This is a genomic window from Arthrobacter sp. MP_M4 (genome assembly GCF_035984855.1).
Lineage (GTDB): Bacteria > Actinomycetota > Actinomycetes > Actinomycetales > Micrococcaceae > Arthrobacter.
This window is the reverse complement of record NZ_JAXCHX010000003.1, coordinates 64,659-87,259: the sequence shown is the minus strand read 5'-3', so window position 1 is coordinate 87,259 and position 22,601 is coordinate 64,659. Positions and strand designations below refer to the sequence as shown.

Here is a 22,601-nt window from a genome sequence, read left to right as displayed (position 1 = left end):
CTCCCGCTGCCGCGGCCGGTTATCCACATGGTGGCACAGGGGGCTTCAGCCCGCTTGGGCGGATCCCTAACGTCGGTGCTATGACCAGCAGGACAGGGCGGACGAGTGCGGAGGCCGGCGCCAGCGTGGCGGCGGGTGCCGTGCTGGCCTCCGAGGCCGCTGCCTGTGCCTCGCGCAGTTATGAGGTCCAGCAACTCGCCGCCCGGGTGGCTGCCTGCGCAGACCGGACTGATGCCGAGCTGGCCCGCCTGTCCGGCATCGAGTTGCAAAGCTGGCAGAGCCCGGCCGGCCGGGCTTACCGGACGTCGCTGTCCCTGCACGCCGCGTCGCTTCGCCGGGGCACAGCGGCCCTGCAGGACGCCGTGGCTGCTGTGCTCCGGCATGGCAGCAACGTCGCCCTGTCCTCGATAAAGCCGGGCTACTGATGGCTGAAGCGTCGCCGGCAGGCTCCGGGGCAGCACCGGTTCCTGCCGCGCCGGTGGACGGCGTGTTACAGATCCGGGGCGGTGTCGGGGGACTCAGTTTCCAGTTCGAGGAACTCCTGGCCGGCGCATCGGCACTTGACGGGATCGTCCACGAGCTGGCGATCGTCGAAGTGGAAGCCGACCGCGTTCGCCGCGCCCTGTTCCCGTACCAGTTCGACTCCTACTCCACCGGAAGCGCGGCGATCACCGCTGTTGGGGAGGCGGGGAGGGCGATCGGCAGCGTGCGGATGAAACTGGAGCGGCTTTGCCGCGACGTACGTGCCAGCCACCGGGACTACGAGTCCGCCGAAGCCCGTAACACCCTGCTCCTGCGGATTGGCCTGACCGGAGCAGGGTACGGGCCCCTGCGGCCTCTCCTTGGCCTGCCTCCGATTACCGTCCGGGACACGGTGGAGGATGGATTATCCTGGGCGCCGGCCGGGTTGGCGTTCCTTCTCGGCCTCCCGGCCGGCGTCGCTGCGGCAGGATTGGCTGGTGCGTCTGGCAGTGTCCGCTCCTCCATCCGCGCCCTGGCCGCGGTGCCGGAACTGGACTTCCTGCGGCCCCGCTCCATCCGGATCACCGGCAGCGAACGCCGCATTGAGGAGGTCGACGTCTCACCGGCCGGGCTGCTGCTGCGCGCTGAGGCCGTCGGACGGACCAGCGGTGAGATCGAGGTCCTGGAATTGGGGAATCGGCCATACCGTGCCTGGGTGGTGGTCATCCCAGGGACGCAGCTGGACGGTCTGCCGCAGGGCACCAATCCCTTTGACGCCGCCGGCATCGCCGAGGGTCTGGGCTTCGACTCAACCGAGACCGGAGCGGCCATCCGGGAAGCCCTCGCGCAGGCGGGCGCCGAGTCCGGCGACCAGGTGGCCGCCGTCGGCTACAGCCAAGGGGGCATTCACGCGATGAACCTTTCCCGGGACAAGGCATTCCTCGCCGATTACGACCTCAAATTCGTCCTTACGGCTGGTTCGCCGGTGGGTGCGATCGAGCCGGCAGCCGGGACCAGCACCCTTCACCTGGAACACGAACAGGACTGGGTGCCCGGGGCCGATGGTGTGCCCAACCCGGACACGAAAGACCGGGTGACCGTCACCGTGACCACTCCGATTCCGGGACACGAGTGGCTGGAGCGCGGCCTGGGGCCGGGACACGACGCGGCACGCTACGCCGAGGGCGCCCGGGAGATCAGCGCCAGCAGGAATCCGTCGCTTGAGACCTCGACCGCCGCGCTCACGGCCGTCGTCGGCGCGGGCGGGACGGCCGGGGTGACCCGCTTCTCGCTCCGCCGGGAAACCAGGGGCTCAACGCGGCAGGGACTGGCCACGGCCCCGGGGCCTAGCGGTCAAGCGCGGGAAGAGCGCTGGCCACCAGGGACACCGCGCTGATTATGAGGGCAGCGAACACCGCTGTCCAGAAGAAAGAGTCGATGGTGAAGTGCACAGCGGTGTAACTGCTGATCCAAGCCGTCAAATAAAGCATTCCCGCGTTGATGACAATCGTGAAAAGGCCCAGGGTGAGAATGGTGATCGGCAGCGAGAGCAGGCTGATGATGGGCTTGACGAAGGCGTTGACGAGGCCGAAGATCAACCCGATGAAGAGGTAGCCCAGGGCGGTGTTGAGCGCGCCGTCGCCGGCAGTGGTGATATCCAGGCCGGTCAGGATCCAGCACGCTACGGCCAGGGCCAGCGCGTTGATGATGACTCGTACAATAAATGAGCGCATGGGCCCATGCTGTCACACGCCCGGTGGCAGTGGCAGGGGCCATATACCCCTACCCGGGCAGTTGCCCGACGTAGGCTAGAGGGCATGACTTCATCAGAGAACACGGCCGGGGGGACCAGGCCCCGTCCGGTGGTAGACCTTCTTCCCCGCTACGCGGCCGGCAAGCCCCCGGCCCCCGTCGAGGGCTTGGCCAGCTACAAGTTGTCCTCCAACGAAAACCCGCTCCCGCCGATCCCTGCAGTGCAGCAGGCCATCGCGGCGCAAACAGACTTCAACCGCTACCCGGATCCGCTCAGCAGCAAGCTCCGAAGCGCGCTCGCCGGTTTCCTGGACGTTCCGGCCGAGGACATTGTCACCGGCGCCGGAAGCCTCGGAGCGCTAAACCAGCTGCTTGCCACCTTCGCCGGGCAAAACGACGACGGCAAGCCTGACGAGGTCATCTACGCCTGGCGGTCTTTCGAGGCCTACCCCATCAGCGTGGGACTCGCCGGCGCAGACAGCGTGCAGATCCCCCTGACCGCGGACGGCCGGCACGACCTCGATGCCATGGCGGCCGCGGTGACCGCCCGAACCAGGGTGATCCTGCTGTGCACCCCCAACAACCCCACCGGTCCCATCCTGACCGCAGCGGAAACCGAACGCTTCCTGCGGACCGTACCGGCCGACATTGTGGTGGTCATCGACGAGGCCTACCAGGAGTTCGTCCGCGACGACCAGGCCGTGAACGGCATCGAAATGTACCGCAAATACCCCAACGTTGTCGTGCTGCGCACCTTCTCTAAGGCACACGGACTCGCCGGGCTGCGGGTGGGCTACAGCGTGTCCAATCCCGACCTCACGCAGCACCTACGGGTTGCGGCCACCCCCTTCTCCGTGTCCCAGATCGCCGAGACGGCAGCAGTCACCTCCCTGAAGCACTTCGATGAAGTTGTAGAAAGGGTACAAAGCCTGGTGGACGAACGGGACCGGGTCACGACCGCGCTGCAGGACCTGGGCTGGTTCGTGCCGGCCGCCCAGGGGAACTTCGTCTGGCTCAATCTCGGCGCCCATAGCGCCGAATTCGCGGCCCTGGCGGGGGAGCGTGCACTCTCGGTCCGCGCTTTCGCCGACGAGGGGGTGCGGGTCAGCATAGGGGAAGCGGAAGCCAACACGCGGTTCCTGGAGCTCTGTGCGATCTATACAAAACCTCCGAGGCGTTCCTAGCACTTGTCATGACGGCCGCGGCCTTCCGGCTGCGGATAAAGTAAGGACCAGTAAGCCAAAATATATGCTGGCTTGGGAATGCATGTCCGTCCCGGCATATATCCCAGCGATTGCGGCGTATTCGGATGCGGCAGGCAAGGAGACGGTATGGGCGCCACACATCTGCCCTCCACCGAGTTCGATGGAACCGATATTGAGGACCGGCAGGAAGCTGCGGCCGAGGCCCGCATGGGGGCTCCTGCCGAGCCCATGGTGCAACTCCTCGCCCCTGACGGCACGCTCGGCTCTGATCCCGTGTTCTCGGTTTACGCCGAACGTCTCACCGCGGAGAAGCTGCGCGGATTTTACGCCGATATGGCGAAAATCCGACGCTTCGACGTGGAAGCAACGGCACTGCAGCGCCAGGGCCAGTTGGCGTTATGGGTGCCGCTGACCGGCCAGGAGGCAGCCCAGATCGGCTCCGGACGGGCCAGCCAGCCACAGGACTATATCTTTCCCACGTACCGTGAGCACGGCGTTGCCCTGACCCGCAACGTGGACCTGGCTGAACTGTTGCGCCAGTTCCGGGGAGTGTCGAACGGGGGCTGGAACCCCAAGGACACCAACTTCCACCTCTACACCCTGGTTCTCGCGGCCCAGACACCCCATGCGGTGGGCTATGCGATGGGCATCCAGCGCGACCAGAAGCTCGCAGCTTCCACCGCTCTTGCGGGGGGAACCCCCACTCAGCCGGCGGAGCCCAACGCGGCCGTGATGGTCTATTTTGGCGACGGAGCAAGCTCCGAGGGCGACGTCCATGAGTCCATGGTCTTCGCCTCCTCGTACAAGGCGCCGGTGGTGTTCTTCTGCCAGAACAACCACTGGGCAATCTCGGTCCCCAGCTCCGTCCAGACCCGAGTTCCGCTCGCCGACCGGGCCAAGGGGTATGGGTTCCCGGGAATCCGGGTGGACGGAAACGACGTCGTGGCCGTCCATGCCGTCACTGAATGGGCGCTGGAACGGGCCCGTCGGGGCGACGGACCGGTGCTGATCGAAGCGTTCACCTACCGCGTCGGCGCACACACCACCGCCGATGACCCTACGAAGTACCGGGAATCCGCCGAAGAGAGCCGGTGGCGTGCCAAAGATCCGCTCGACCGCCTGGAAAAGTACCTGCGCGCCGAGGGACTCGCCGGCGATTCGTTCTTCGAGCAGGTGCGGGCCGACGGTGATGAACTCGCCGCCTACGTCCGCAAGACCACCCATGACCTCGAAACGCCGGACATCCGGACCGCCTTCGCCAACACCTACGTGGAGGCCCACCCGCTGGTGGCAGAGGAGCTGGCCTGGTTTGAGGAGTACAGCGCAGGATTTGCCGACGACGCAGCAGCCCCGGCAGAAGGTGCCACTAACTGATGACCACCATGACCATAGCCAAGGCCATTAACGAAGGTCTTCGCGCGACGCTGACCAACAACCCCCGCGCCCTGCTCATGGGCGAGGACATCGGTCCCCTGGGCGGCGTGTACCGCGTCACCGACGGCCTTATCGCGGAGTTCGGCGCAGACCGCGTCGTGGACACCCCGCTGGCGGAGTCCGGTATCATCGGGACCGCGATCGGCCTGTCCTTGCGTGGCTACTTGCCCGTCTGCGAAATCCAGTTCGACGGCTTCGTCTTCCCGGGCTTCAACCAGATCACCACCCAGCTGGCCAAGATGCATGCACGCAGCAACGGCAACCTGACCGTGCCCGTCGTCATCCGGATCCCCTATGGCGGCGGCATCGGCTCGATCGAGCACCACTCCGAGTCCCCGGAGGCGCTGTTCGCCCACACCGCCGGCCTGCGGATCATCACCCCGTCCAACCCGCACGACGCCTACTGGATGATCCAACAAGCCGTCGACTGCCAGGACCCTGTGATTGTCTTCGAACCGAAGCGCCGCTACTGGCTCAAAGGTGAGGTCGACACCGAATCCCCCGGAACCTCGGCAGACCCCTTCAAGGCCCACGTGCTCCGCGAGGGGACTGACGCGACCGTGGCGGTTTACGGCCCGTTGGTTCCGGTGGCCCTGGCAGCGGCCAACGCCGCCGCTGAGGACGGCCGCAGCATCGAGGTGGTGGACCTGCGTTCCATCTCACCGATCGACTTCGACACCGTCACAGCCTCCGTTAAGAAGACGGGCCGGCTGGTGGTGGCCCACGAGGCGCCCACCTTCGGTGGAATCGGCGGCGAAATCGCGGCCCGGATCAGTGAACGGGCCTTCCACTGCCTCGAGGCACCTGTCATCCGCGTCGGAGGCTTCCATATGCCCTATCCGGTAGCCAAAGTGGAGGAGGACTACCTCCCCGACATTGACCGCATCCTTGAGGCGCTGGACCGTGCTTTCTCGTACTGATTCCGGCCGCTCTTACTGACCGGCATCTTCCGCCGACCGCTTCCCGCTGAGGCGCTATCTCCAACAAGGACAACATGACTCTCCACAAGTTCAACCTTCCCGACGTGGGCGAGGGACTGACCGAGGCCGAGATCGTCGCCTGGAAGGTCAAGCCCGGCGACACGGTGGCCATCAATGATGTCCTGTGCGAGATTGAGACCGCGAAATCCCTCGTTGAGCTGCCCTCACCCTTCGCCGGAACGGTCACCGAGCTGCTGGTCCCCGAAGGCCTGACAGTCGACGTCGGAACCCCGATCATCAGCGTTAGCGACGCCGTACCCTCGGACGCCGAGCCGGCCCCGGCTGCCGCTGCCCCTATGTACGGAACACTCACACCGGACACGTCCGACGCCGGCGAGCCCGATGGTCGTCCGGCCGGCGGTCCTCTCGTCGGTTCCGGCCCCAAGGCGGACGCCGTCAAGCGCCGTCGGCGGGTGGCCTCCGCGACGGCCGTGCCCGCAGTTTCGACGGCACCTTCCGGTGTCCCGTCCCCGGCTGCCGAGCAGGCGGGGGTGGAAAGCCAGAACATCTGGATCAGCCCGGAGTCGGTCGCCGGCGCTGAACAGCCGTCGCCGGCCGGGCCGGCCGATCAGCGGCCCACCCTCGGTGGCGCCATCACCGGCCTCGTCAGCAGGGTCCTGGCCAAGCCGCCCGTGCGGAAGATTGCCCGTGACTTGGGCATCGACCTTGCCGACGTCGTCCCGACGGGCGCCCGCGGCGAAGTGACCCGCGAGGACCTGGTGAGCTACCAGGCGCAGCGTGACGCAGAACTGGACCAGGCGGATACTTTCTGGGGTAAAACCGGCCGTCCGAATGAACAGCGGATTGAGCGGATTCCGGTCAAGGGGGTCCGCAAAGCCACGGCGCGGGCCATGGTTGAGTCGGCCTTCGCGGCTCCGCACGTCAGCATCTTCGTCGACGTCGACGCCAGCCGGACCATGGAGTTCGTCAAGCGGCTCAAGGCCTCCCGCGATTTCGAAGGGATCAAAGTATCCCCGCTGCTGATCCTGGCCAAGGCGGTCATTTGGGCCGCGGCCCGCAACCCCAGCGTCAATGCAACGTGGGTGGACAATCCCGACGGCAGCGACTCCGCCGAGATCCACGTCAAGCACTTCCTGAACCTCGGAATCGCCGCAGCCACACCGCGGGGACTGATGGTCCCGAATATCAAGAACGCCCAGGACCTTTCGCTCAAGGAGCTTGCCCTGGCCTTGAACGAGCTGGCCACCACCGCGCGTGCGGGAAGAACCCAGCCGGCACAGATGCAGGGCGGGACGCTGACCGTCACCAACATCGGTGCCCTCGGCATCGACACCGGCACGCCGATCATCAACCCCGGGGAGGTGGCAATCGTGGCTTTCGGCACGATTAAGCAGAAGCCCTGGGTGCTGGACGGCGAGGTCATTCCGCGCTGGATTACCACGCTTGGGGGCTCCTTCGACCACCGTGTGGTCGACGGGGACCTCTCGGCACGCTTTATGGCCGACGTCGCGGCGATTCTGGAAGAGCCCGCCCTGCTGCTGGACTGAGCTGCCTCCGGACCCGCGCCGACGGGACGTTCCTGACCAGTTACTGCGGGCTGCCCGCCGGGGTTCCCGGGAATTTCCGGCGCATGCCGGGACGTCGGCGGCTTCCTGCCGCGGGGAACTGGGCGGGAGCGTCGCTTCCCGGCCGGAAGAGGGCGCGGAAACGGGTCCTGTCCGGAACGGCCCCTGCGGCACTAGAGTGGCACCAGCCGCCGCCGGCCGGGCGGACGCGGATCAAAGGAGATGTTGCGTGTTCTCAAGCCCGTTCCCCGACGTGGAAATTCCCGATGTGAGCCTGTACGAGTACCTCTTTGGTGGCCTGGAGGAGGCTGACCTGGACCGGGTGGCCCTCGTCGACGGCGGCAGCGGTGCGGAGACGAGCTACCGGACGCTCGTGGCGCAAATCGATGCGCTGGCCGGAGCCGTCGCGGCCCAGGGCCTGGGCGTCCACGGTGTCGCCGCGATCCTGTGCCCCAACGTGCCGGCGTTCGCGGTCGTGTTCCACGGACTGCTGCGGGCCGGTGCCACTGTCACCACCGTCAACTCGCTCTACACAGCGGATGAGATCGCCCTTCAACTGGCAGATGCCGGTGCGGAATGGCTGTTCACCGTGTCCGCATTGCTCCCCGCCGCGCAGGAAGCCGCCACCCGGGCCGGGATACCCGCGAGCCGGCTTGTTGTGCTCGACGGCGCCGACGGCCACCCCTCGCTCCGGGACCTCCTTACCGCGGGCGCGCCGGCGCCCGAGGTCCGTTTCGATCCGGCAAACCATGTGGCGGTGCTGCCATATTCTTCCGGCACCACCGGCCGTCCCAAGGGCGTCATGCTCAGCCACCGGAACTTGATCGCGAACGCGGAGCAGTCCCGTGGCCTGCTCAAGGTCGCCCCGGAGGACCGGCTCCTGGCGTTGCTGCCGTTCTTCCACATCTACGGGCTGACGGTGCTCCTGAACCTGGCGCTGCGGCAACGTGCCTGCCTGGTCACCATGCCGAAATTCGACCTCACTGAGTTCCTGCGGATCATCCAGGACCAGAAATGCAGTTACCTGTTCATCGCCCCGCCGGTAGCTGTGGCGCTGTCCAAACATCCAATGGTGGCCGATTACGATCTCAGTTCCGTGCACACGACTCTTTCCGGCGCGGCCCCGCTGGACGGCGAACTCGGTGCCAAACTGGCCGAGCGCCTTGGCTGCCGGGTGCTGCAGGGCTACGGGATGACCGAGATGAGCCCCGTCTCGCATCTTATTCCAGTGGATGCCGCCGGGGTGCCCGTGAGTTCAGTGGGCTACACCGTTCCGAACATGGATTGCCGCCTGGTGGATCCGGCAACCGGGGAGGAGATCGAATTTCCGGCGGAGGGCACCAGCCTGCCCGGGCACCTGCTGTGCCGTGGGCCAAACGTCATGCTCGGCTACCTCAACCGGCCGGGCGAAACCGCGGATACCCTCGACCCGGACGGCTTCCTGCATACCGGTGACATCGCCACCGTCCGTGCCGACGGAGTCGTGACGATTGTTGACCGGCTCAAGGAACTGATCAAGTACAAGGGCTACCAGATTGCGCCGGCAGAGCTTGAGGCGCTGCTTTTGACCCACCCCGGCATTGCGGACGCCGCCGTGATCGGAACCTCTGACGCCGATGGCCAGGAAGTGCCGATGGCGTTCGTGGTGCGCCAGCCCGGGGATGAGGGCGCGCGGCTGGACGAGTCCGCGGTGATCGGCTATGTGGCCGCCAGGGTGGCGCCCTTCAAGAAGATCCGCCGGGTGGAGTTCATCGACGCCGTGCCGAAATCCTCCTCCGGCAAGATCCTGCGCCGGCTGCTGAAGACGGCGGAGGCGCCGACCGGATAGCCCGGGCCGCGCCCCCTGGCTCTGCCTAGTCGGTGGCGTCCGTTTTGGCGATGTAGACATCGCACGGGGCGTTATGGGCCACGGAGTTGGCCACGGAGCCCAGGACGCGGCCCAGACCCTTCATCCGGCGGTTGCCGACCACGATCAACTGGGCGCCGGTGCGGGCAGCTTCCTCAATCAGGGCCTCAGCGGGCTTGCCGCGGCCGGCGGCGTAGGTGACGTTCAGGGCGGGCGTGCGGAGGCTGTCGGCGACGCTGCGGGCCACCTTCTCGGCGTTGCCGGCGTCGGAGACGATCCACTCGTCGCTGCCGCTGCCGAACACCTCGGTCCTGTCGCTGTCGAACGCGCTGACCACATGAAGCGTGGCTCCCAGCGACGTGGCCAGGTCGCGGGCCGTGTGCGCGGCTCTTAGGGCAGTCTCGCTGCCATCGACGCCGACAACAATAATTCCGGTCATGAATGCTCCTTGGGTCAACGAATAGGGGCGGCCGTGGGCCGACGGTTCAGGCTACCGCGCCGCGACGGCTTCCTGCAGGACCGGCGCCAGCCGCCGCACGCCTTCGCGGATGGAATCGGGCGCGACGGCGCTGAAGGCCAGCCGGATTTTGTTGGACGGCTCATCCGAATGCGTAAAGGCCGCGCCCGGAATAAAGACCACCCCGGCATCGATCGCCTTCTGCAAGAGCGGGTAAGTGTCCACGTCGTCGGGCAGCGTCACCCAGACGAAGAAGCCGCCCTCCGGACGGGTCCAGGTCAGGCCCGGCGGCATGAATTCCTCCAGCGCGGCCAGCATCGCGTGGCAGCGCTCCTCGTAAAGCCCCCGGTACGTCTGAATCTGCCCGCGCCAGTCGTAGTCCCGAAGGTAGGCGGACACGAGCATCTGGTTCAACGTCGGCGGGCACAGCGTGACCGCTTCCGACGCCAGGTAATAGCGGCGCTGAAGGTGCGCGGGGACGAGGGCCCAGCCAATCCGCAGGCCCGGGGCAAAAATCTTTGAGAAGGAGCCCATGTAAATCACGTCGTCCGGGTTGTCAGCCCGCAGTGGAGTGAGAGGCCGGCCGTCGAACCGGAGCAGCCCGTAGGGGTTGTCCTCCAGAACCAGAATATTCGCGTTGCGGCATATATCGACAACCTGCTGCCGCCGCTCCGCCGACAACGTGATGCCGGAAGGGTTGTTGAAACTGGGAATGGTGTACAGGAACTTAATGCTTTTGCCGGCCGTCTGCAGGGCGGCGATCTTGGCCTCAAGGAGGTCCGGAATGATCCCGTCCGCATCCATGGGCACGGTGGCCACCTGCACCTGGTAGGCCTCGAACGTGTTGAGCGCGCCGACGTACGTGGGATCCTCCACGAGCACCACGTCGCCGGGGTTGCAGAAGACTTTGGTGGCCACGTCCTGGGCGGACTGCGAGCCTGCGGTAATCACCACATTCTCGGGCCTGGCACCAACAATTCCTTCCTCGGCCATGACCTCGCAGATCTGGATACGGAGTTCCTCGGTGCCCTGGCCACTGCCGTACTGCAGTGCGGTCAGTCCGTGGTCCGCGATGATCCCCGCAGCGGTCTTGCCCAGCCGGTCCAGGGGGAGCGATTGCAGGTAGGGGCTGCCGCCGGCCAGCGAAACAAGGCCGGGGCGCATCGAGATGTCAAAGACGTCGCGGACTGCTGATTGCTTGATATTTGCTGCGCGCTCCGAGAACAGTAACTCGTGGCGGTGGGCGGACGTAGCCGCACGTTCGATTGCGTCAATTGCCTCGGCCGGAAGAACTTCTGCGGCGGCATCAAGTGTTTCGTGGGTCACATTTCCAAGAATACAACCCTTGTTGCTGAGTGGAAAACTTTTGTTGCGTTCACGCTGCTGCGCCTGCAGCGGCTCCGAACGCACGACACCCCCGGACGCTTGGCAGCGTCCGGGGGTGTCGGGACAGCAGGATGGGCTACGCGGCGGAGGCGGAGCGGGATTCTTCCAAGACTTCGAAGACCGCCTTGATCTGTTCCACAACCTCGGCGTCATCTTTCGGATGGATCTCGGCAAAGCGGACCAGGGAGCCGGGGACGGCCATCTTGACGTCTTCGAGGACCCGGGCGCCGGCAATCCCGACGGCCTTGCGGGCCTCGTCCTGGGCCCAGACTCCGCCGAACTGGCCAAAGGCCGTACCGACGACGGCGGTCGGCTTGCCGCTCAGGGCGCCGGCGCCGAAAGGACGGGACAGCCAGTCAATGGCGTTTTTCAGCGACGCGGGAACCGTACCGTTATGCTCCGGGGTGACCAGCAGCAGGGTGTCGGCGTCGTTGGCTGCGGCGCGCAGTGCGGCGGCCGCGGCAGGGACCTGGCCTTCGACGTCGATGTCCTCGTTGTAGAACGGGATGTTGCCGAGGCTGTCGTGGATGAGGACCTCCACCTGTTCCGGGGCGTTGAGCTGGAAGGCTTCGGCCAACTGCTGGTTGGTCGAGCCGGCACGCAGGCTGCCGACCAGGGTGAGAACGGTGTTCTTGGACATGTGAACTCCTTGGTGTCGCGCCGCCGATGCATGTGCGGCTGGCTGATAAGTGAGACCCTTGCGGACCTTCACCCATAAAAACGGACTGCGGTCCGCTTCTATTCCCTGCCGCTAGAATGTGCCCTGTGAGCTTGATCCCCATCCGGCCCGGCGCAGAGCCCGAACGCCGCGACGCAGCCCGGAACCGCGAGTTGCTGCTCGGCGCCGCCCGTCAGCTCGTCGAAGAATGCGGGGCGGACGGCCTGACCATGGGCATCCTGGCCCAGCGGGCCGGGGTGGGCAAGGGGACGGTGTTCCGTCGGTTCGGCAGCAGGGCAGGACTGATGATGGCGCTGCTCAGTGACGCAGAGGCCGGGTTCCAGGGAAGGTTTATGTTCGGGCCGCCGCCGCTCGGCCCGGGCGCGTCACCCCTGGCACGGCTCATCGCCTTCGGTGAAGAGCGAATTGGCTGGGTACTGGAATTCGGCGAGCTGGCCAGGGCTGCGGACGTGTCGGCCTACAACCGCTTCGACGTCCCTGCGGCCGTGTTGTGGCACCGGCATCTTGAGATGCTGCTGCGGCAGGCAGGTGTTTCGGCGGACCCCTGGCTGATGGCCACTTCACTGAGTGCCGTCCTGGAACCGGAGCGGATCCTGCACGCCGTCCGGGTGCATCAGATCACCCCGGAACGACTCGCCGCGTCGTGGCGGGAGCTCGTTTCGCGCGTGGTCCTGGGCGCCTAGCTCACGGCGATCGCCCGGCCGGCGGCGCCGGATCCCTCGGCCCGAACCAATGGTAACGATCTGATACCTGACTCCAGGAATGCCGCAGGAGAGCGTCAGCCCGGCAGATCCATGTGATAGTTTCCTCTGGAATGTGACCCGCAACATAGTCCACCAGGACTTGCCGAAAGGTGTGCGGGCGGCCAGATACCCGCTGGCCAAGATCCCGGATCGGCGGCGGTAACCCCCTGCCGGAGGGGGACTACGGAAGGATCCAGTTGTGAATCTTAATAAGAATCCAGCACGCGGCGAGGCTGCAGCGGCCCCGCCGGCAGCGGCAGACGCCGCGCAGACAACGACGATCCAGAACTAGTCGTCCCATGCTCCGATACCTCGGCAAACGTGCCATCACGTACGTATTCATGATCTTCCTGACCACCACGGCCGGATACTTTCTAGCCGTGAACACCTTGCAGCCTGCGCTGTTGGAGCAGGAGCGGATACCGCGGCCCACCCCCGAGCAGGTAGCGAACTCCTTCCGGCTCAAGGGCCTGGACCCGCACCTGAGCCCTTGGGAACGCTACGTTGACTGGTTGACGGCGATCGTCACCCGCTGGGACTGGGGACGCAGCCCCAACGGCGCGTTCATCAACGCCGAGTTCGGTGACCGGGTCTGGATCTCCACCCGGCTGTTTCTTGCCTCCATCGTCCTGACGCTCATCATCGGCGTCGCGCTCGGCGTGTACACGGCAGCGCGCCAGTACAAGGCCTCGGACCGGATCATTACCTCCTACAGCTACCTCGTGTACATCGTGCCCGCGCCGATCGCCTACTTCCTGGTCCAGCTCGGCGCCATCAACATCAACGAGACAGTGGGCGAGCGCATCTTCTTCGTCACGGGCATCTCCACTCCGGGAATGGACGGGGGCGGCTGGGCGCAATTCGTTGACATGCTGGCCCACTATGCGGTGCCGACGTTCGCCATCACCATCGTGGGATGGGGCACCTACCAGATCGCCCAGCGGCAGTACCTCCTGGACAACGTCAACGCCGATTTCGTCCGGACCGCACGGGCCAAGGGACTGACCCGCAACCAGGCCATCAGCCGGCACGCACTGCGGGTATCCTTCATCCCCGTGGCGCAAAGCATCGCCTTCACCATTCCCGCCATCTTCGCCGGCGGCTTTTTCGCGGAGAAGATCTTTGCCTGGCACGGCGTTGGTTCCTGGAGCATCGACGCGATCGCCCTGCAGGACGTCAATGCCGCGACGGCGACCCTCGCCTACGGCTCCGTGATCTTCGCGATCGGCGCGATCCTCGCTGACTTCGCCACCACCCTGGTCGACCCGAGAGTGCGGGTGCAGTAACCATGACAAACCTCAACGCCATCGATCCCGCTGCGGTCGCCAGCGAAGCAAAAATCGAGAACAACGACGTCGTCATCGCGAAGTCCTCGATCATCCTTCGCCGCTTCCTGCGCAACAAGACTGCCGTGGCAGGCCTGATCATCTTCCTCGCCCTGACGCTGTTTTCCTTCGTGGGTGGCATTTTCACCAGCTGGGACAAAGAAACGATTGATCCGTTCAACATCGGGATGCCGCCGTCGGGCGAACATCTGCTGGGCACCTCCCAGGCCGGGATTGACCTCTATGCCCTGACCGTGGAGGGCACCCGGATTTCAATCCTGATCGGCCTCGTCGTCGGCCTGGTCTCGGTCCTGATCGCCGCCGTCTACGGCTGCACCATGGCCTACTTTGGCGGCAAAGTGGACAAGGTCATGCTGTTCGTCCTTGAAGCGCTGATCATGATGCCGGCGCTGCTGGTCGTGGCCGTCGCCACGAGCGGCGGCGGCAACGGGCTGCAAAAGTCCCTGCCCAGCTGGCTCCTGCTGATCATCGTCCTGCTGGTCTTCAGCTGGATGGGCACCGCCCGGCTCATCCGTTCGCTCTCGATGTCCCTCATGACGCGCGACTTCGTAAAGGCAGCCCAGTACATGGGGGTCCCACCGCGGCGCATCGTCTGGCGTCACCTCGTCCCGAACATCGGTTCGCTGCTGGTACTGGACATCACCCGCGGCATCACCGGAGCGATCCTGGCCGAGGTTGCCTTCTCCTTCATCGGCATCGGCATCAAGGTCCCGGACGTCAGCCTGGGCGTGCTGATCGGGCAGGCGACCTCCCAGGTTTCCACGTTCCCGTGGATGTTCTGGGTCCCGCTGACCGTCATGTTCCTGCTGACCGGGTCCCTTGCCATGATGAACGACGGCCTGCGGGACGCGTTCGACCCCAGCTCCAGCTCCGTCGGCAGCGCCAAAAAGAAGAAGACCAAATGAGCCACGAAATGACCGCCAGCGCCGAGTCCGCCGACTTCTCCACCGCCGAGCGCCTGCACACCGCAGGACTGCACGCCCCCGGCGACGCGGTGCTCTCCGTACGTGACCTGAACGTCCGCTTCAACACCGAGAACGGGGTGGTGCACGCCGTCCGCGGCATCGACTTCGACCTTCATGCCGGCAAAACGCTGGGCATCGTCGGGGAGTCCGGGTCCGGAAAGTCCGTGACCTCGATGGCCATCATGGGCCTGCTGCCCCCGACCGCGGAAATCACCGGTTCGGTCCGGCTGCAAGGCACGGAACTGCTGGGTCTCAGCGACAAAGCGATGTGCCGGTTCCGCGGCAAAGACATGGCCATGGTCTTTCAGGACCCCCTGTCGTCGCTGACCCCGGTCTACACGGTCGGCAACCAGATCATCGAAGCCCTCACGGTCCACAACCCGACCATGAGCAAGCAGGCCAAGGAGGCGCGCGCCGTCGAGCTCCTTGGCATGGTGGGCATCCCCAGTCCGAAAGACCGCCTCAAGGCCTTCCCGCACGAGTTTTCCGGCGGCATGCGCCAGCGCGTCATGATCGCCATCGCGATCGCCAACAACCCCCGTGTGCTGATTGCCGATGAGCCGACGACGGCGCTTGACGTCACTATCCAGGCGCAGGTCCTGGAGGTCCTACACACGGCGCAGGAGGAAACCGGCGCCGCCGTCGTCATGATCACCCACGACCTCGGCGTTGTGGCCGGCATGGCCGATGACATTATGGTGATGTACGCCGGCAAGCCGGTGGAGACCGGCAGCGTCGATGACATCTACTACAACCCCCGGATGCCCTACACGATGGGCCTGCTCGGTGCGGTACCGCGGGTGGATATGGCCGAGAAGTCCTCGCTGATTCCGATCGAAGGCATTCCGCCGAACCTCATCCACACCCCCACCGGGTGCTCGTTCGCGCCGCGCTGCCCGCTTGCCAGCGACTCCTGCCTGCACGGGGAACCGGAGTTGTGGCCCGTCGCCGGAATCAACCCGAACGCCGGCATGCCGCACCGGGCCGCGTGTATCAAGACAGACTCCCTGGGCCTTGAAGTGGACGTCCGCGAGGTCTTCCAGGCCCCGGCCGTCCCCGTGTCACGCTTTGACGCGATTCCCCGCGACGAGCGCCGGACCGTGCTGGAGCTCAGGGACGTCAAGAAGCACTTCCCGTTGATGAAGGGCGCCCTGATCAAGCGCCGGATCGGCACGGTCAAAGCCGTGGACGGGCTGAGCTTCGACATCCGAGAGGGCGAGTGCTTCTCGATCGTCGGTGAGTCAGGCTGCGGCAAGACCACCACCCTGCTGGAAATCATGGAGTTCCATAAGGACCAGGACGGCGAGGTGGTCATTGGCGGCCTCAGCAACAAGGAAGCCTCCGACGCCAAGACCAAAAGCGCCATGCGCAAAGAACTCCAGATGGTGTTCCAGGACCCCACCGGCGCCCTCGACCCCCGCTTCACCGTCTTCGAGGTCCTGTCCGAGCCGCTCGAGAACGCGGGCATGTCCAAACCCCGGATCCGGGAGCGGATCATGGAGCTGATGGAGCTTGTGGGCCTCCAGCCGGACCACGTCAACCGGTTCCCCAACCAGTTCTCCGGCGGCCAGCGCCAGCGCATCGGCATTGCCCGCGCCCTCGCCGTGAACCCCAAGTTGGTGGTCCTGGACGAGCCTGTGTCGGCGCTGGACGTGTCTGTCCAGGCCGGTGTGATCAACCTCCTGGACAAGCTCCGCGCCGAACTCGGGCTGAGCTACCTGATGGTGGCCCACGACCTGTCCGTGGTCCGCCACATCTCCAACCGCGTGGCGGTGATGTACCTGGGGAAGATCGTGGAAATCGGGGACGTGGACCATGTCTTCGACAACCCGCGCCACCCGTACACCCGGGCTCTGCTCTCCGCGATCCCGGTCCCTGACCCTGCCCTGGAACGCACCCGGGAACGGATCATCCTGCAGGGGGACCTTCCCTCGCCGCTGGAGGCTCCCAAGGGCTGCAACTTCGCCACCCGCTGCCCGGTCTTCGCGGCTCTGCCGCCGGCCAAGCAGGAGAAGTGCCTGACACTGGAACCCCCGCTGGAAACGGTCCGGCCCTCCACCGCGGCGCAGACCCTTGAGTCCGGCCCGGCGCCCGATCCCGACCAGAGGTTCGCCTGCTTCTACCCCGACGGGGAATTGAACGAGGACATGCTGGTGGTCCACAAACCGGCCGGACATGATGCCCCCTAGATTTTACGACCCATCACAAGCACCACCACTCGCACCAATGAAGGGAACACCATGAAGAATCTGACCAAGATCGGCGGAGCGGCGGCCATTGCGGCCGCCTTGACGCTGACAGCCTGTGGCGGCGGTGGCGGCTCCACCGGACCAGCAGCGGAGAAGGCCCAGGAGTCAGGCAGTGACCTGGCCAAGCTCATCAGTGTCAACGAAAAGCCCGCGGCAGACCTGCAACAGGGCGGCACCGTCACCTTGCCGCTGGGCAACATCGGACCGGACTTCAACGGGTTCTCCAACAACGGCAACAGCGCGGACAACACGGCGCTGCACCGCCCGATCGACGAGGCCGGCACCTGGGGCTGCTGGAATTTCGACTTCGACGGCACCGCCACGCCCAACAAGAACTTCTGCGAAGACGTCAAGAGCGAGGTCAAGGACGGCAAGCAGACCATCACCATCAAGGTGAACGAGAAAGCCACCTACAACGACGGCACGCCGATCGATGTGAAGACTTTTGAGAACACCTGGAACATGCTCAAGGGCGAGAACAAGGACATCGACGTCGTCAGCTCCGGCGCTTACGAGTTCGTTGAATCCGTCAAGGCCGGTTCCAGTGACAAAGAAGTCATTGTGACCACCACCCAGCCGGTCTTCCCGCTGGACGCCCTCTTCACAGGTTTCGTCCACCCGGCCGTAAACACCCCGGCGATCTTCAACGAAGGCTTCACCGGAGAAATGCACCCGGAATGGATGGCAGGACCGTTCAAGGTGGACCAGTACGACAGCGCCGCCAAGACCGTGACTCTCGCCCAGAACGACAAGTGGTGGGGCACCAAGCCCGTCCTGGAAAAGGTCGTCTTCCGCCAGCTGGAGAGCAGCGCCCAGATCGCCGCCTTCAAGAACGGTGAAATCGACGGCGTGTCCGCCAATACCATCACCCCCTACAAGCAGCTCGATGGCACCAAGGACGCCGAGATCCGCCGCGGCCAGCGGCTCTTCGCCGGCGGCTTGAACCTCAACGCCCAGAAGGCGCCGATGAACGACGTCGCCATCCGCAAGGCAATCTTCACCGCCGTCGACCGCGAGGCGCTGCGCAAGGTCCGCTTCAATGGCCTGAACTGGGAAGAAACCAGCTCGGGATCCATGATGCTGCTGCCGTTCTCCAAGTACTACCAGGACAACTACCCGGTCAAGGAAACCGGCCCTGACGCCGCCAAGAAGGTCCTCACCGACGCCGGTTACACGGCGAACGCCGCAGGCATCATGGAAAAGGACGGCGTCCCCGCCGCCTTCAAGATCAGCAACTTCGGTGATGATCCCACCACCCTGGCGTTCGCGCAGACACTGCAAAACCAGTTGAAGGCCGGCGGCATGGATGTCGGCATCGACCAGCGCGCCTCCGCCGACTTCGGCAAGGTCCTGGGCAGCCGCGACTTCTTCATGAGCGTCTCCGGTTACACGGTCGGCGCCGATGCGACCGACGCCGTCAAGCAGTTCTACGATTCCAAGACCAACGAGAACGAGCTCGGCGACGCCGAACTGGACGCCGAGATCAAGAAGCTTTCCTCCATCGCCGACAATGCCGAGCGCAACAAGGCAGCCATGGAAGTTGAGAAAAAGCACATGGAGAAGTACTTCTCCATGGGTGTTGTGATGAACGGTCCGCAGATCTCCTTCGTGCGCACCGGTCTGGCCAACTACGGTCCGTCCCTGTTCAAGAGCTTGTCGCAGGTTCCGGACTGGACCACCCTCGGCTGGGAAAAGAAGTAACTCCCAGCTAGGCTCTCCGAGCACTCAAGGCCGGCATCCCCGCATTGACGGGGGTGCCGGCCTTCGCCGTTGGGCTCAAACCCGGGGAGTACCCGGGGGTAGCGTGGACCTATGACAACCGACTCCACCGGGCCCATCCGCACAGCTGTTGCCGGGTTCGGCCTCTCCGGCAGCGTCTTCCACGCCCCGCTGCTTGCGGCCAACCCCGACTTCACGATCGCAGCGATCTCCACGTCCGACGCCGGCCGGCAGGCCGCCGCGTCCGCCCGGTATCCCGGCGCCCGGATCGTGGACACCCCGGCGGACATCCTGGGCCTCGCGGGCGAGCTGGACCTGCTGGTCCTGGGCACGCCGCCGGCCACGCACTACCCGCTCGCGAAAGCCGCTCTTGAGGCGGGGCTCGACGTCGTCGTCGACAAGCCTTTTACCGTGCACAGTGCCGAAGGTGAGGACCTCATTGAGCTCGCGGCGCGGCTGGGCCGCGTGCTCACGGTCTTCCAAAACCGGCGCTGGGACGGCGATTTCCTGACCGTCCGAGGCCTGCTGGACAGCGGAGTACTCGGGAACGTGGCACGGTTCGAATCCCGTTTCGAACGCTGGTCGCCAAGGCCTGGAAAGCGGCCGCGACGGCGGACGACGGCGGCGGGGTGCTGTTCGATCTGGGCACCCACCTGCTGGACCAGGCAGTGCAGCTGTTTGGTCCAGCCGCGGTGGTCTCCGCCGAACTCGCGGCCCGGCGCCCGGGAGAGAGGACCGACGACGACGTTTTCCTGGCCCTGCAGCACTCATCCGGCGTCACCAGCCACCTGTGGATGAACATGCTCTGCGCCCAGCAGGGCCCGCGTTTCCGGCTGCTGGGCAGCGGGGGCGGCTTCACCAAACACGGCGTGGACCCGCAGGAGCCGTACATTGCGGCCGGCGGAAGCCCGCTGGACGCCGACTACGGCGTCGAGGACCAACACTGGGCCGGGCTCCTTGGCCGGGACGGCCATGGGGACCGGCTGCCCACTGAACGCGGCGCCTACCCGGAGTTCTATCGGATCCTCGCAGCGAAGATCAGCGACGGCGGAGCCGCCTCAGCGCGGCCCCTCCCGGTGGACCCGGCCGGCCCGGTGGAGGTGCTGCGGCTTATCGAACAGGCCCGGGAACTGGCCGCCAAGAGGGCTTAACCCACGCAACGCAGGACGACAGACATCCGGCAGCGTGCCTTAAAGCCACGAAGGAGCAGCACGCAGAGGATGTGTGTCGTCCAGCGCAGCAGGACGATGCCGGAACCGGCTGGTTATGCGGAGACGAGATCGTGCCAATCGGTGACCAGGGCCAGGTTGTGCGCCTCGGAGACAGAGCGGTGCGCGACCTTGCCGCCGGCGATGTTAAGGCCGGCGGCGAGGGCAGCGTCGCGCTCAAACGCGGCTTTGACGCCCAGGTTGGCAAGCGAGACGGCGTAGCGGAGGGTGACGTTGGTCAGCGCGTACGTTGAGGTGTTCGGAACGGCGCCCGGCATGTTGGCAACGCAGTAGAAGATCGTGTTGTGGACCTTGTACGTGGGTTCCTGGTGCGTCGTGGGGTGGGTGTCCTCGAAGCAGCCGCCCTGGTCCACAGCAATATCGACCAGCACCGAGCCGGGCTTCATCCGGGACACAAGTTCGTTCGTGACCAGCTTGGGGGCCTTGGCGCCCGGGATCAGCACCGAGCCGATGACCAGGTCGGCGTCGACCACGGACTTTTCGATCTCGTAGGCGTTGGAGGCCACCGTCTTCAGCCGGCCCTGGTACTGGGCGTCCAATTCGCGCAGGCGGTTGATGTTGATGTCCAGGATGGTGACATCGGCGCCGAGGCCCAAGGCCATCGCCGCCGCATTGGTGCCGGCAACACCGGCACCCAGGACAACCACCTTGGCCGGGCGGACACCGGGAACGCCGCCCAACAGCACACCCTTGCCGCCGGCCGGGGCCATCAGGGAGGTGGCGCCCACCTGAACGGACAGCCGGCCGGCGACCTCGGACATCGGAGCCAGCAGCGGCAGCGTGCGGCCCTCTTGGACGGTCTCATACGCGATGGCGGTGACGCCGGTATTGATGAGTTCCTGCGTCAGTTCCGGCTCAGCGGCCAGGTGCAGGTAAGTGAAGAGGATCATGCCCTTACGGAAGCGGTGATATTCGGCCTTGACCGGCTCCTTGACCTTCATGACCATGTCAGCGCCGGCCCAGACGTCATCGGCCTCGGCGACGATCTCGGCGCCTGCGATGGCGTACTCCTCGTCCGTAATGCCCGATCCCAGGCCCGCGCCGCGCTCGATCAGAACGGAATGGCCGTGTGTGCGGAATTCGTGGACGCCCGCGGCCGTGATGGCGACGCGGAATTCGTTGTTCTTGATCTCTTTGGGGACACCGATGATCATGTGGGGGCTCCAGTGCTGGTGGCCCAGGGGGCCGGATGAATGCGGGGAAGTCGTACTTCCAGAATAAATCCGGTTGTGAGGCAATCGACAGGCTGCACCGTGCGGCATCGGGCGCCGCAGGCGGAATTCCGGGGTTTAGCAAATAGCCGGATGGACATTTGTCGAACCCGCGAGCGGCAGGTGTCGCCTGCTGTCCGTTGGCGCTGCCGTTCGCAGCCGCACCTCGGCGCGCAGTAGTCTGTCAGGATGCAGCAGCAGGATGTCGAACAGCTCGTGGAACAGGTGGCACTGAAACTGGGACGCGGCCTCTCACTGGAGGACCTGGACGGCCAACTGCTCGCCTACAGTTCCAACCAGTCGCACGCGGACCGGGTCCGGGTGAACTTTCTGCTCAGCAAACGGGTTCCGCTGGATGTCAGCGCCTGGCAGCTCTCCCACGGGATTGCGACCGCTGTCCGCCCCGTGGTGGTGCCGGCCAACGCGGACCTCGGAATGCTGGGCCGGGTCTGCGTCCCCCTGCTGGTGCGGGGTTTCCGGGTGGGCTACCTGTGGGTTCAGCTTGTCTCGGAGGAACCGACGGCGACGACCGTTCTGGCCCAGCTGCCCGGGGTGGCCCGCGAACTGGAGCAGCTCTCGGCCCTGCTGCTGGACTCCAACACTGCCGAATCGGAGTTCCGCCGCCGCCGCGAGCGGGAGTTCCTGGCCGCGTGCCGGGGCGAGTCCAATGCCGTCGCGGCCGTGGCGGGCTGGAAGGAAGTGCAGGGGCGCGGGCCGTGGCAGCTGGTGACGGTCCTTGACGCCGACGGCTGGGCGGAAGGCTCCGATCCCATCGCCTCCACGCTGATCCACCGTTCCGCGGCGCTCCAGGCCACCATCGGGGTGGACGCCGCCCTGTTCAGCGCCGGGACGGAAACCCACGCCGTCGTCTTGTTCCGCGAATCGACTGGCCGGGCGGATCACGCCCAGGTGCTGGTCCACTATCAGCTGGAACTGGCCAAACGGTCCGGCCGGCCGGTCCACCGGATCATCCTCGGAACTTCCCAAGGCTTTGCCAAGCCGCGGGAGCTCGAGGACGCGTACCGGCGGTCCCGGCAGGCCGCGCAGGCGGCGGCCGTGGATCCCCAGCTGGGTGAGCTCGTGGACTGCCGGGCCACGGGGATCTACCAGGTGCTGGCTTCGGCTGGCGGCGGCGCGGGTGCCTGGGCAGACGCGGGTTCCGTCTATTTCCGGATTCTGGAAGACCATGACCGCAACCAGGAGCTGCTGCCCGTCCTGGAACTCTTCTATGACAATGACGGCTCGGTCCAGGAAGTGGCGGACAAGCTGCACCTTCACCGGAGCAGTATCTACAACCGGCTGGGCCGGATCCGGCAACTCCTCGGCGTCGATCCGCTCAAGGGGATGGTGCGGCTGGAGCTCCACGCGGCCCTCAAGGCCCGGCGCTGGGCCGGCCGCCCCAGGATCTGAAT

The 22,601-nt window shown here is 65.8% G+C and carries 18 protein-coding genes and 1 pseudogene; 14 read left to right on the top strand and 5 right to left on the bottom strand.

Annotation, left to right across the window (positions count from 1 at the left end; translation table 11 throughout):
- The first annotated feature begins 80 nt into the window (after positions 1 to 80).
- Both RCH15_RS04980 and RCH15_RS04975 read left to right on the top strand, forming a co-directional pair.
- Positions 81 to 425 (top strand): hypothetical protein, encoded by a 345-nt coding sequence (locus tag RCH15_RS04980; RefSeq protein ID WP_326958678.1) that lies wholly within the window; start codon positions 81 to 83, stop codon positions 423 to 425.
- Positions 425 to 1,858, top strand: a complete 1,434-nt coding sequence (locus RCH15_RS04975; RefSeq protein ID WP_326958676.1) for a hypothetical protein — start codon at positions 425 to 427, stop codon at positions 1,856 to 1,858. The genes RCH15_RS04980 and RCH15_RS04975 overlap by 1 nt, the downstream gene beginning before the upstream one ends.
- On the opposite strand, the gene RCH15_RS04970 is transcribed toward RCH15_RS04975, so the two are convergent.
- A complete protein-coding gene (locus RCH15_RS04970) occupies positions 1,809 to 2,195 on the bottom strand; it encodes a phage holin family protein (protein ID WP_326958674.1) in 387 nt (128 codons plus the stop codon). The genes RCH15_RS04975 and RCH15_RS04970 overlap by 50 nt on opposite strands.
- Positions 2,196 to 2,279: 84 nt before the next feature.
- On the opposite strand from RCH15_RS04970, the gene RCH15_RS04965 reads away from it, so the two are divergent.
- The 5 genes from RCH15_RS04965 (at position 2,280) to RCH15_RS04945 (ending at position 9,187) form a co-directional block, all read left to right on the top strand.
- Positions 2,280 to 3,398, top strand: coding sequence for a histidinol-phosphate transaminase (locus RCH15_RS04965; protein WP_326958671.1), 1,119 nt, complete (start codon positions 2,280 to 2,282; stop codon positions 3,396 to 3,398).
- Between the two features lie 147 nt (positions 3,399 to 3,545).
- The gene (locus tag RCH15_RS04960; protein WP_326958669.1) at positions 3,546 to 4,793 is read left to right on the top strand and encodes a thiamine pyrophosphate-dependent dehydrogenase E1 component subunit alpha; all 1,248 of its coding nucleotides are present in this window, start codon (positions 3,546 to 3,548) and stop codon (positions 4,791 to 4,793) included.
- Positions 4,793 to 5,773, top strand: a complete 981-nt coding sequence (locus RCH15_RS04955) for an alpha-ketoacid dehydrogenase subunit beta (protein ID WP_326958667.1) — start codon at positions 4,793 to 4,795, stop codon at positions 5,771 to 5,773. The genes RCH15_RS04960 and RCH15_RS04955 overlap by 1 nt, the downstream gene beginning before the upstream one ends.
- Before the next feature lie 74 nt (positions 5,774 to 5,847).
- Entirely contained in the window at positions 5,848 to 7,341 is a 1,494-nt protein-coding gene (locus tag RCH15_RS04950; RefSeq protein ID WP_326958665.1) for a dihydrolipoamide acetyltransferase family protein, read from the top strand.
- 247 nt (positions 7,342 to 7,588) lie between these two features.
- On the top strand, positions 7,589 to 9,187 hold the full coding sequence (locus RCH15_RS04945; protein ID WP_326958663.1) for an AMP-binding protein: 1,599 nt from the start codon (positions 7,589 to 7,591) through the stop codon (positions 9,185 to 9,187).
- A 25-nt stretch (positions 9,188 to 9,212) separates the two neighbouring features.
- Here the strand turns inward: RCH15_RS04945 and RCH15_RS04940 are convergent, their stop codons facing one another.
- The 3 genes from RCH15_RS04940 to RCH15_RS04930 all read right to left on the bottom strand — a co-directional run bounded on the left by RCH15_RS04940 (position 9,213) and on the right by RCH15_RS04930 (position 11,688).
- Positions 9,213 to 9,644, bottom strand: a complete 432-nt coding sequence (locus tag RCH15_RS04940) for a universal stress protein (RefSeq protein ID WP_326958661.1) — start codon at positions 9,642 to 9,644, stop codon at positions 9,213 to 9,215.
- A 51-nt stretch (positions 9,645 to 9,695) separates the two neighbouring features.
- The gene (locus RCH15_RS04935) at positions 9,696 to 10,988 is read right to left on the bottom strand and encodes an aminotransferase-like domain-containing protein (protein WP_326958659.1); all 1,293 of its coding nucleotides are present in this window, start codon (positions 10,986 to 10,988) and stop codon (positions 9,696 to 9,698) included.
- 136 nt (positions 10,989 to 11,124) lie between these two features.
- Complete coding sequence (locus tag RCH15_RS04930; protein ID WP_326958657.1) at positions 11,125 to 11,688, bottom strand: NAD(P)H-dependent oxidoreductase; 564 nt, start codon at positions 11,686 to 11,688, stop codon at positions 11,125 to 11,127.
- Between the two features lie 125 nt (positions 11,689 to 11,813).
- On the opposite strand from RCH15_RS04930, the gene RCH15_RS04925 reads away from it, so the two are divergent.
- The 6 genes and pseudogenes from RCH15_RS04925 to RCH15_RS04900 all read left to right on the top strand — a co-directional run bounded on the left by RCH15_RS04925 (position 11,814) and on the right by RCH15_RS04900 (position 19,900).
- Positions 11,814 to 12,410: a TetR/AcrR family transcriptional regulator gene (locus RCH15_RS04925; protein ID WP_326958655.1), complete on the top strand. Its 597-nt coding sequence runs from the start codon at positions 11,814 to 11,816 to the stop codon at positions 12,408 to 12,410.
- Positions 12,411 to 12,769: 359 nt separating this feature from the next.
- Positions 12,770 to 13,756: an ABC transporter permease gene (locus RCH15_RS04920; protein WP_326958652.1), complete on the top strand. Its 987-nt coding sequence runs from the start codon at positions 12,770 to 12,772 to the stop codon at positions 13,754 to 13,756.
- Positions 13,757 to 13,758: 2 nt separating this feature from the next.
- Positions 13,759 to 14,721: an ABC transporter permease gene (locus RCH15_RS04915; protein WP_326958651.1), complete on the top strand. Its 963-nt coding sequence runs from the start codon at positions 13,759 to 13,761 to the stop codon at positions 14,719 to 14,721.
- Positions 14,718 to 16,970, top strand: coding sequence for an ABC transporter ATP-binding protein (locus tag RCH15_RS04910; RefSeq protein ID WP_326958649.1), 2,253 nt, complete (start codon positions 14,718 to 14,720; stop codon positions 16,968 to 16,970). Before RCH15_RS04915 ends, RCH15_RS04910 begins: the two co-directional genes overlap by 4 nt.
- Before the next feature lie 51 nt (positions 16,971 to 17,021).
- Positions 17,022 to 18,731 carry an ABC transporter family substrate-binding protein gene (locus tag RCH15_RS04905; protein ID WP_326958647.1) on the top strand — a complete coding sequence of 570 codons (1,710 nt, stop codon included), beginning with the start codon at positions 17,022 to 17,024 and terminating at the stop codon, positions 18,729 to 18,731.
- A gap of 111 nt (positions 18,732 to 18,842) precedes the next feature.
- Positions 18,843 to 19,900 (top strand): annotated as a pseudogene (locus RCH15_RS04900) (Gfo/Idh/MocA family protein).
- A gap of 113 nt (positions 19,901 to 20,013) precedes the next feature.
- Here RCH15_RS04900 and ald read toward each other — a convergent pair.
- A complete protein-coding gene (gene ald / locus RCH15_RS04895; protein ID WP_326958645.1) occupies positions 20,014 to 21,132 on the bottom strand; it encodes an alanine dehydrogenase in 1,119 nt (372 codons plus the stop codon).
- A gap of 246 nt (positions 21,133 to 21,378) precedes the next feature.
- Between ald and RCH15_RS04890 the strand changes: the two genes are divergently transcribed.
- Positions 21,379 to 22,599, top strand: a complete 1,221-nt coding sequence (locus RCH15_RS04890) for a PucR family transcriptional regulator (RefSeq protein ID WP_326958643.1) — start codon at positions 21,379 to 21,381, stop codon at positions 22,597 to 22,599.
- Positions 22,600 to 22,601 lie beyond the last annotated feature (2 nt).

Coding starts and splice junctions, on each gene's coding strand:
- RCH15_RS04980 (WP_326958678.1), top strand. CDS start 81: ATGACCAGCAGGACAGGGCGGACGAGTGCGGAGGCCGGCGCCAGCGTG.
- RCH15_RS04975 (WP_326958676.1), top strand. CDS start 425: ATGGCTGAAGCGTCGCCGGCAGGCTCCGGGGCAGCACCGGTTCCTGCC.
- RCH15_RS04970 (WP_326958674.1), bottom strand. CDS start 2,195: ATGCGCTCATTTATTGTACGAGTCATCATCAACGCGCTGGCCCTGGCC.
- RCH15_RS04965 (WP_326958671.1), top strand. CDS start 2,280: ATGACTTCATCAGAGAACACGGCCGGGGGGACCAGGCCCCGTCCGGTG.
- RCH15_RS04960 (WP_326958669.1), top strand. CDS start 3,546: ATGGGCGCCACACATCTGCCCTCCACCGAGTTCGATGGAACCGATATT.
- RCH15_RS04955 (WP_326958667.1), top strand. CDS start 4,793: ATGACCACCATGACCATAGCCAAGGCCATTAACGAAGGTCTTCGCGCG.
- RCH15_RS04950 (WP_326958665.1), top strand. CDS start 5,848: ATGACTCTCCACAAGTTCAACCTTCCCGACGTGGGCGAGGGACTGACC.
- RCH15_RS04940 (WP_326958661.1), bottom strand. CDS start 9,644: ATGACCGGAATTATTGTTGTCGGCGTCGATGGCAGCGAGACTGCCCTA.
- RCH15_RS04930 (WP_326958657.1), bottom strand. CDS start 11,688: ATGTCCAAGAACACCGTTCTCACCCTGGTCGGCAGCCTGCGTGCCGGC.
- RCH15_RS04920 (WP_326958652.1), top strand. CDS start 12,770: ATGCTCCGATACCTCGGCAAACGTGCCATCACGTACGTATTCATGATC.
- RCH15_RS04915 (WP_326958651.1), top strand. CDS start 13,759: ATGACAAACCTCAACGCCATCGATCCCGCTGCGGTCGCCAGCGAAGCA.
- RCH15_RS04910 (WP_326958649.1), top strand. CDS start 14,718: ATGAGCCACGAAATGACCGCCAGCGCCGAGTCCGCCGACTTCTCCACC.
- RCH15_RS04905 (WP_326958647.1), top strand. CDS start 17,022: ATGAAGAATCTGACCAAGATCGGCGGAGCGGCGGCCATTGCGGCCGCC.
- ald (WP_326958645.1), bottom strand. CDS start 21,132: ATGATCATCGGTGTCCCCAAAGAGATCAAGAACAACGAATTCCGCGTC.
- RCH15_RS04890 (WP_326958643.1), top strand. CDS start 21,379: ATGCAGCAGCAGGATGTCGAACAGCTCGTGGAACAGGTGGCACTGAAA.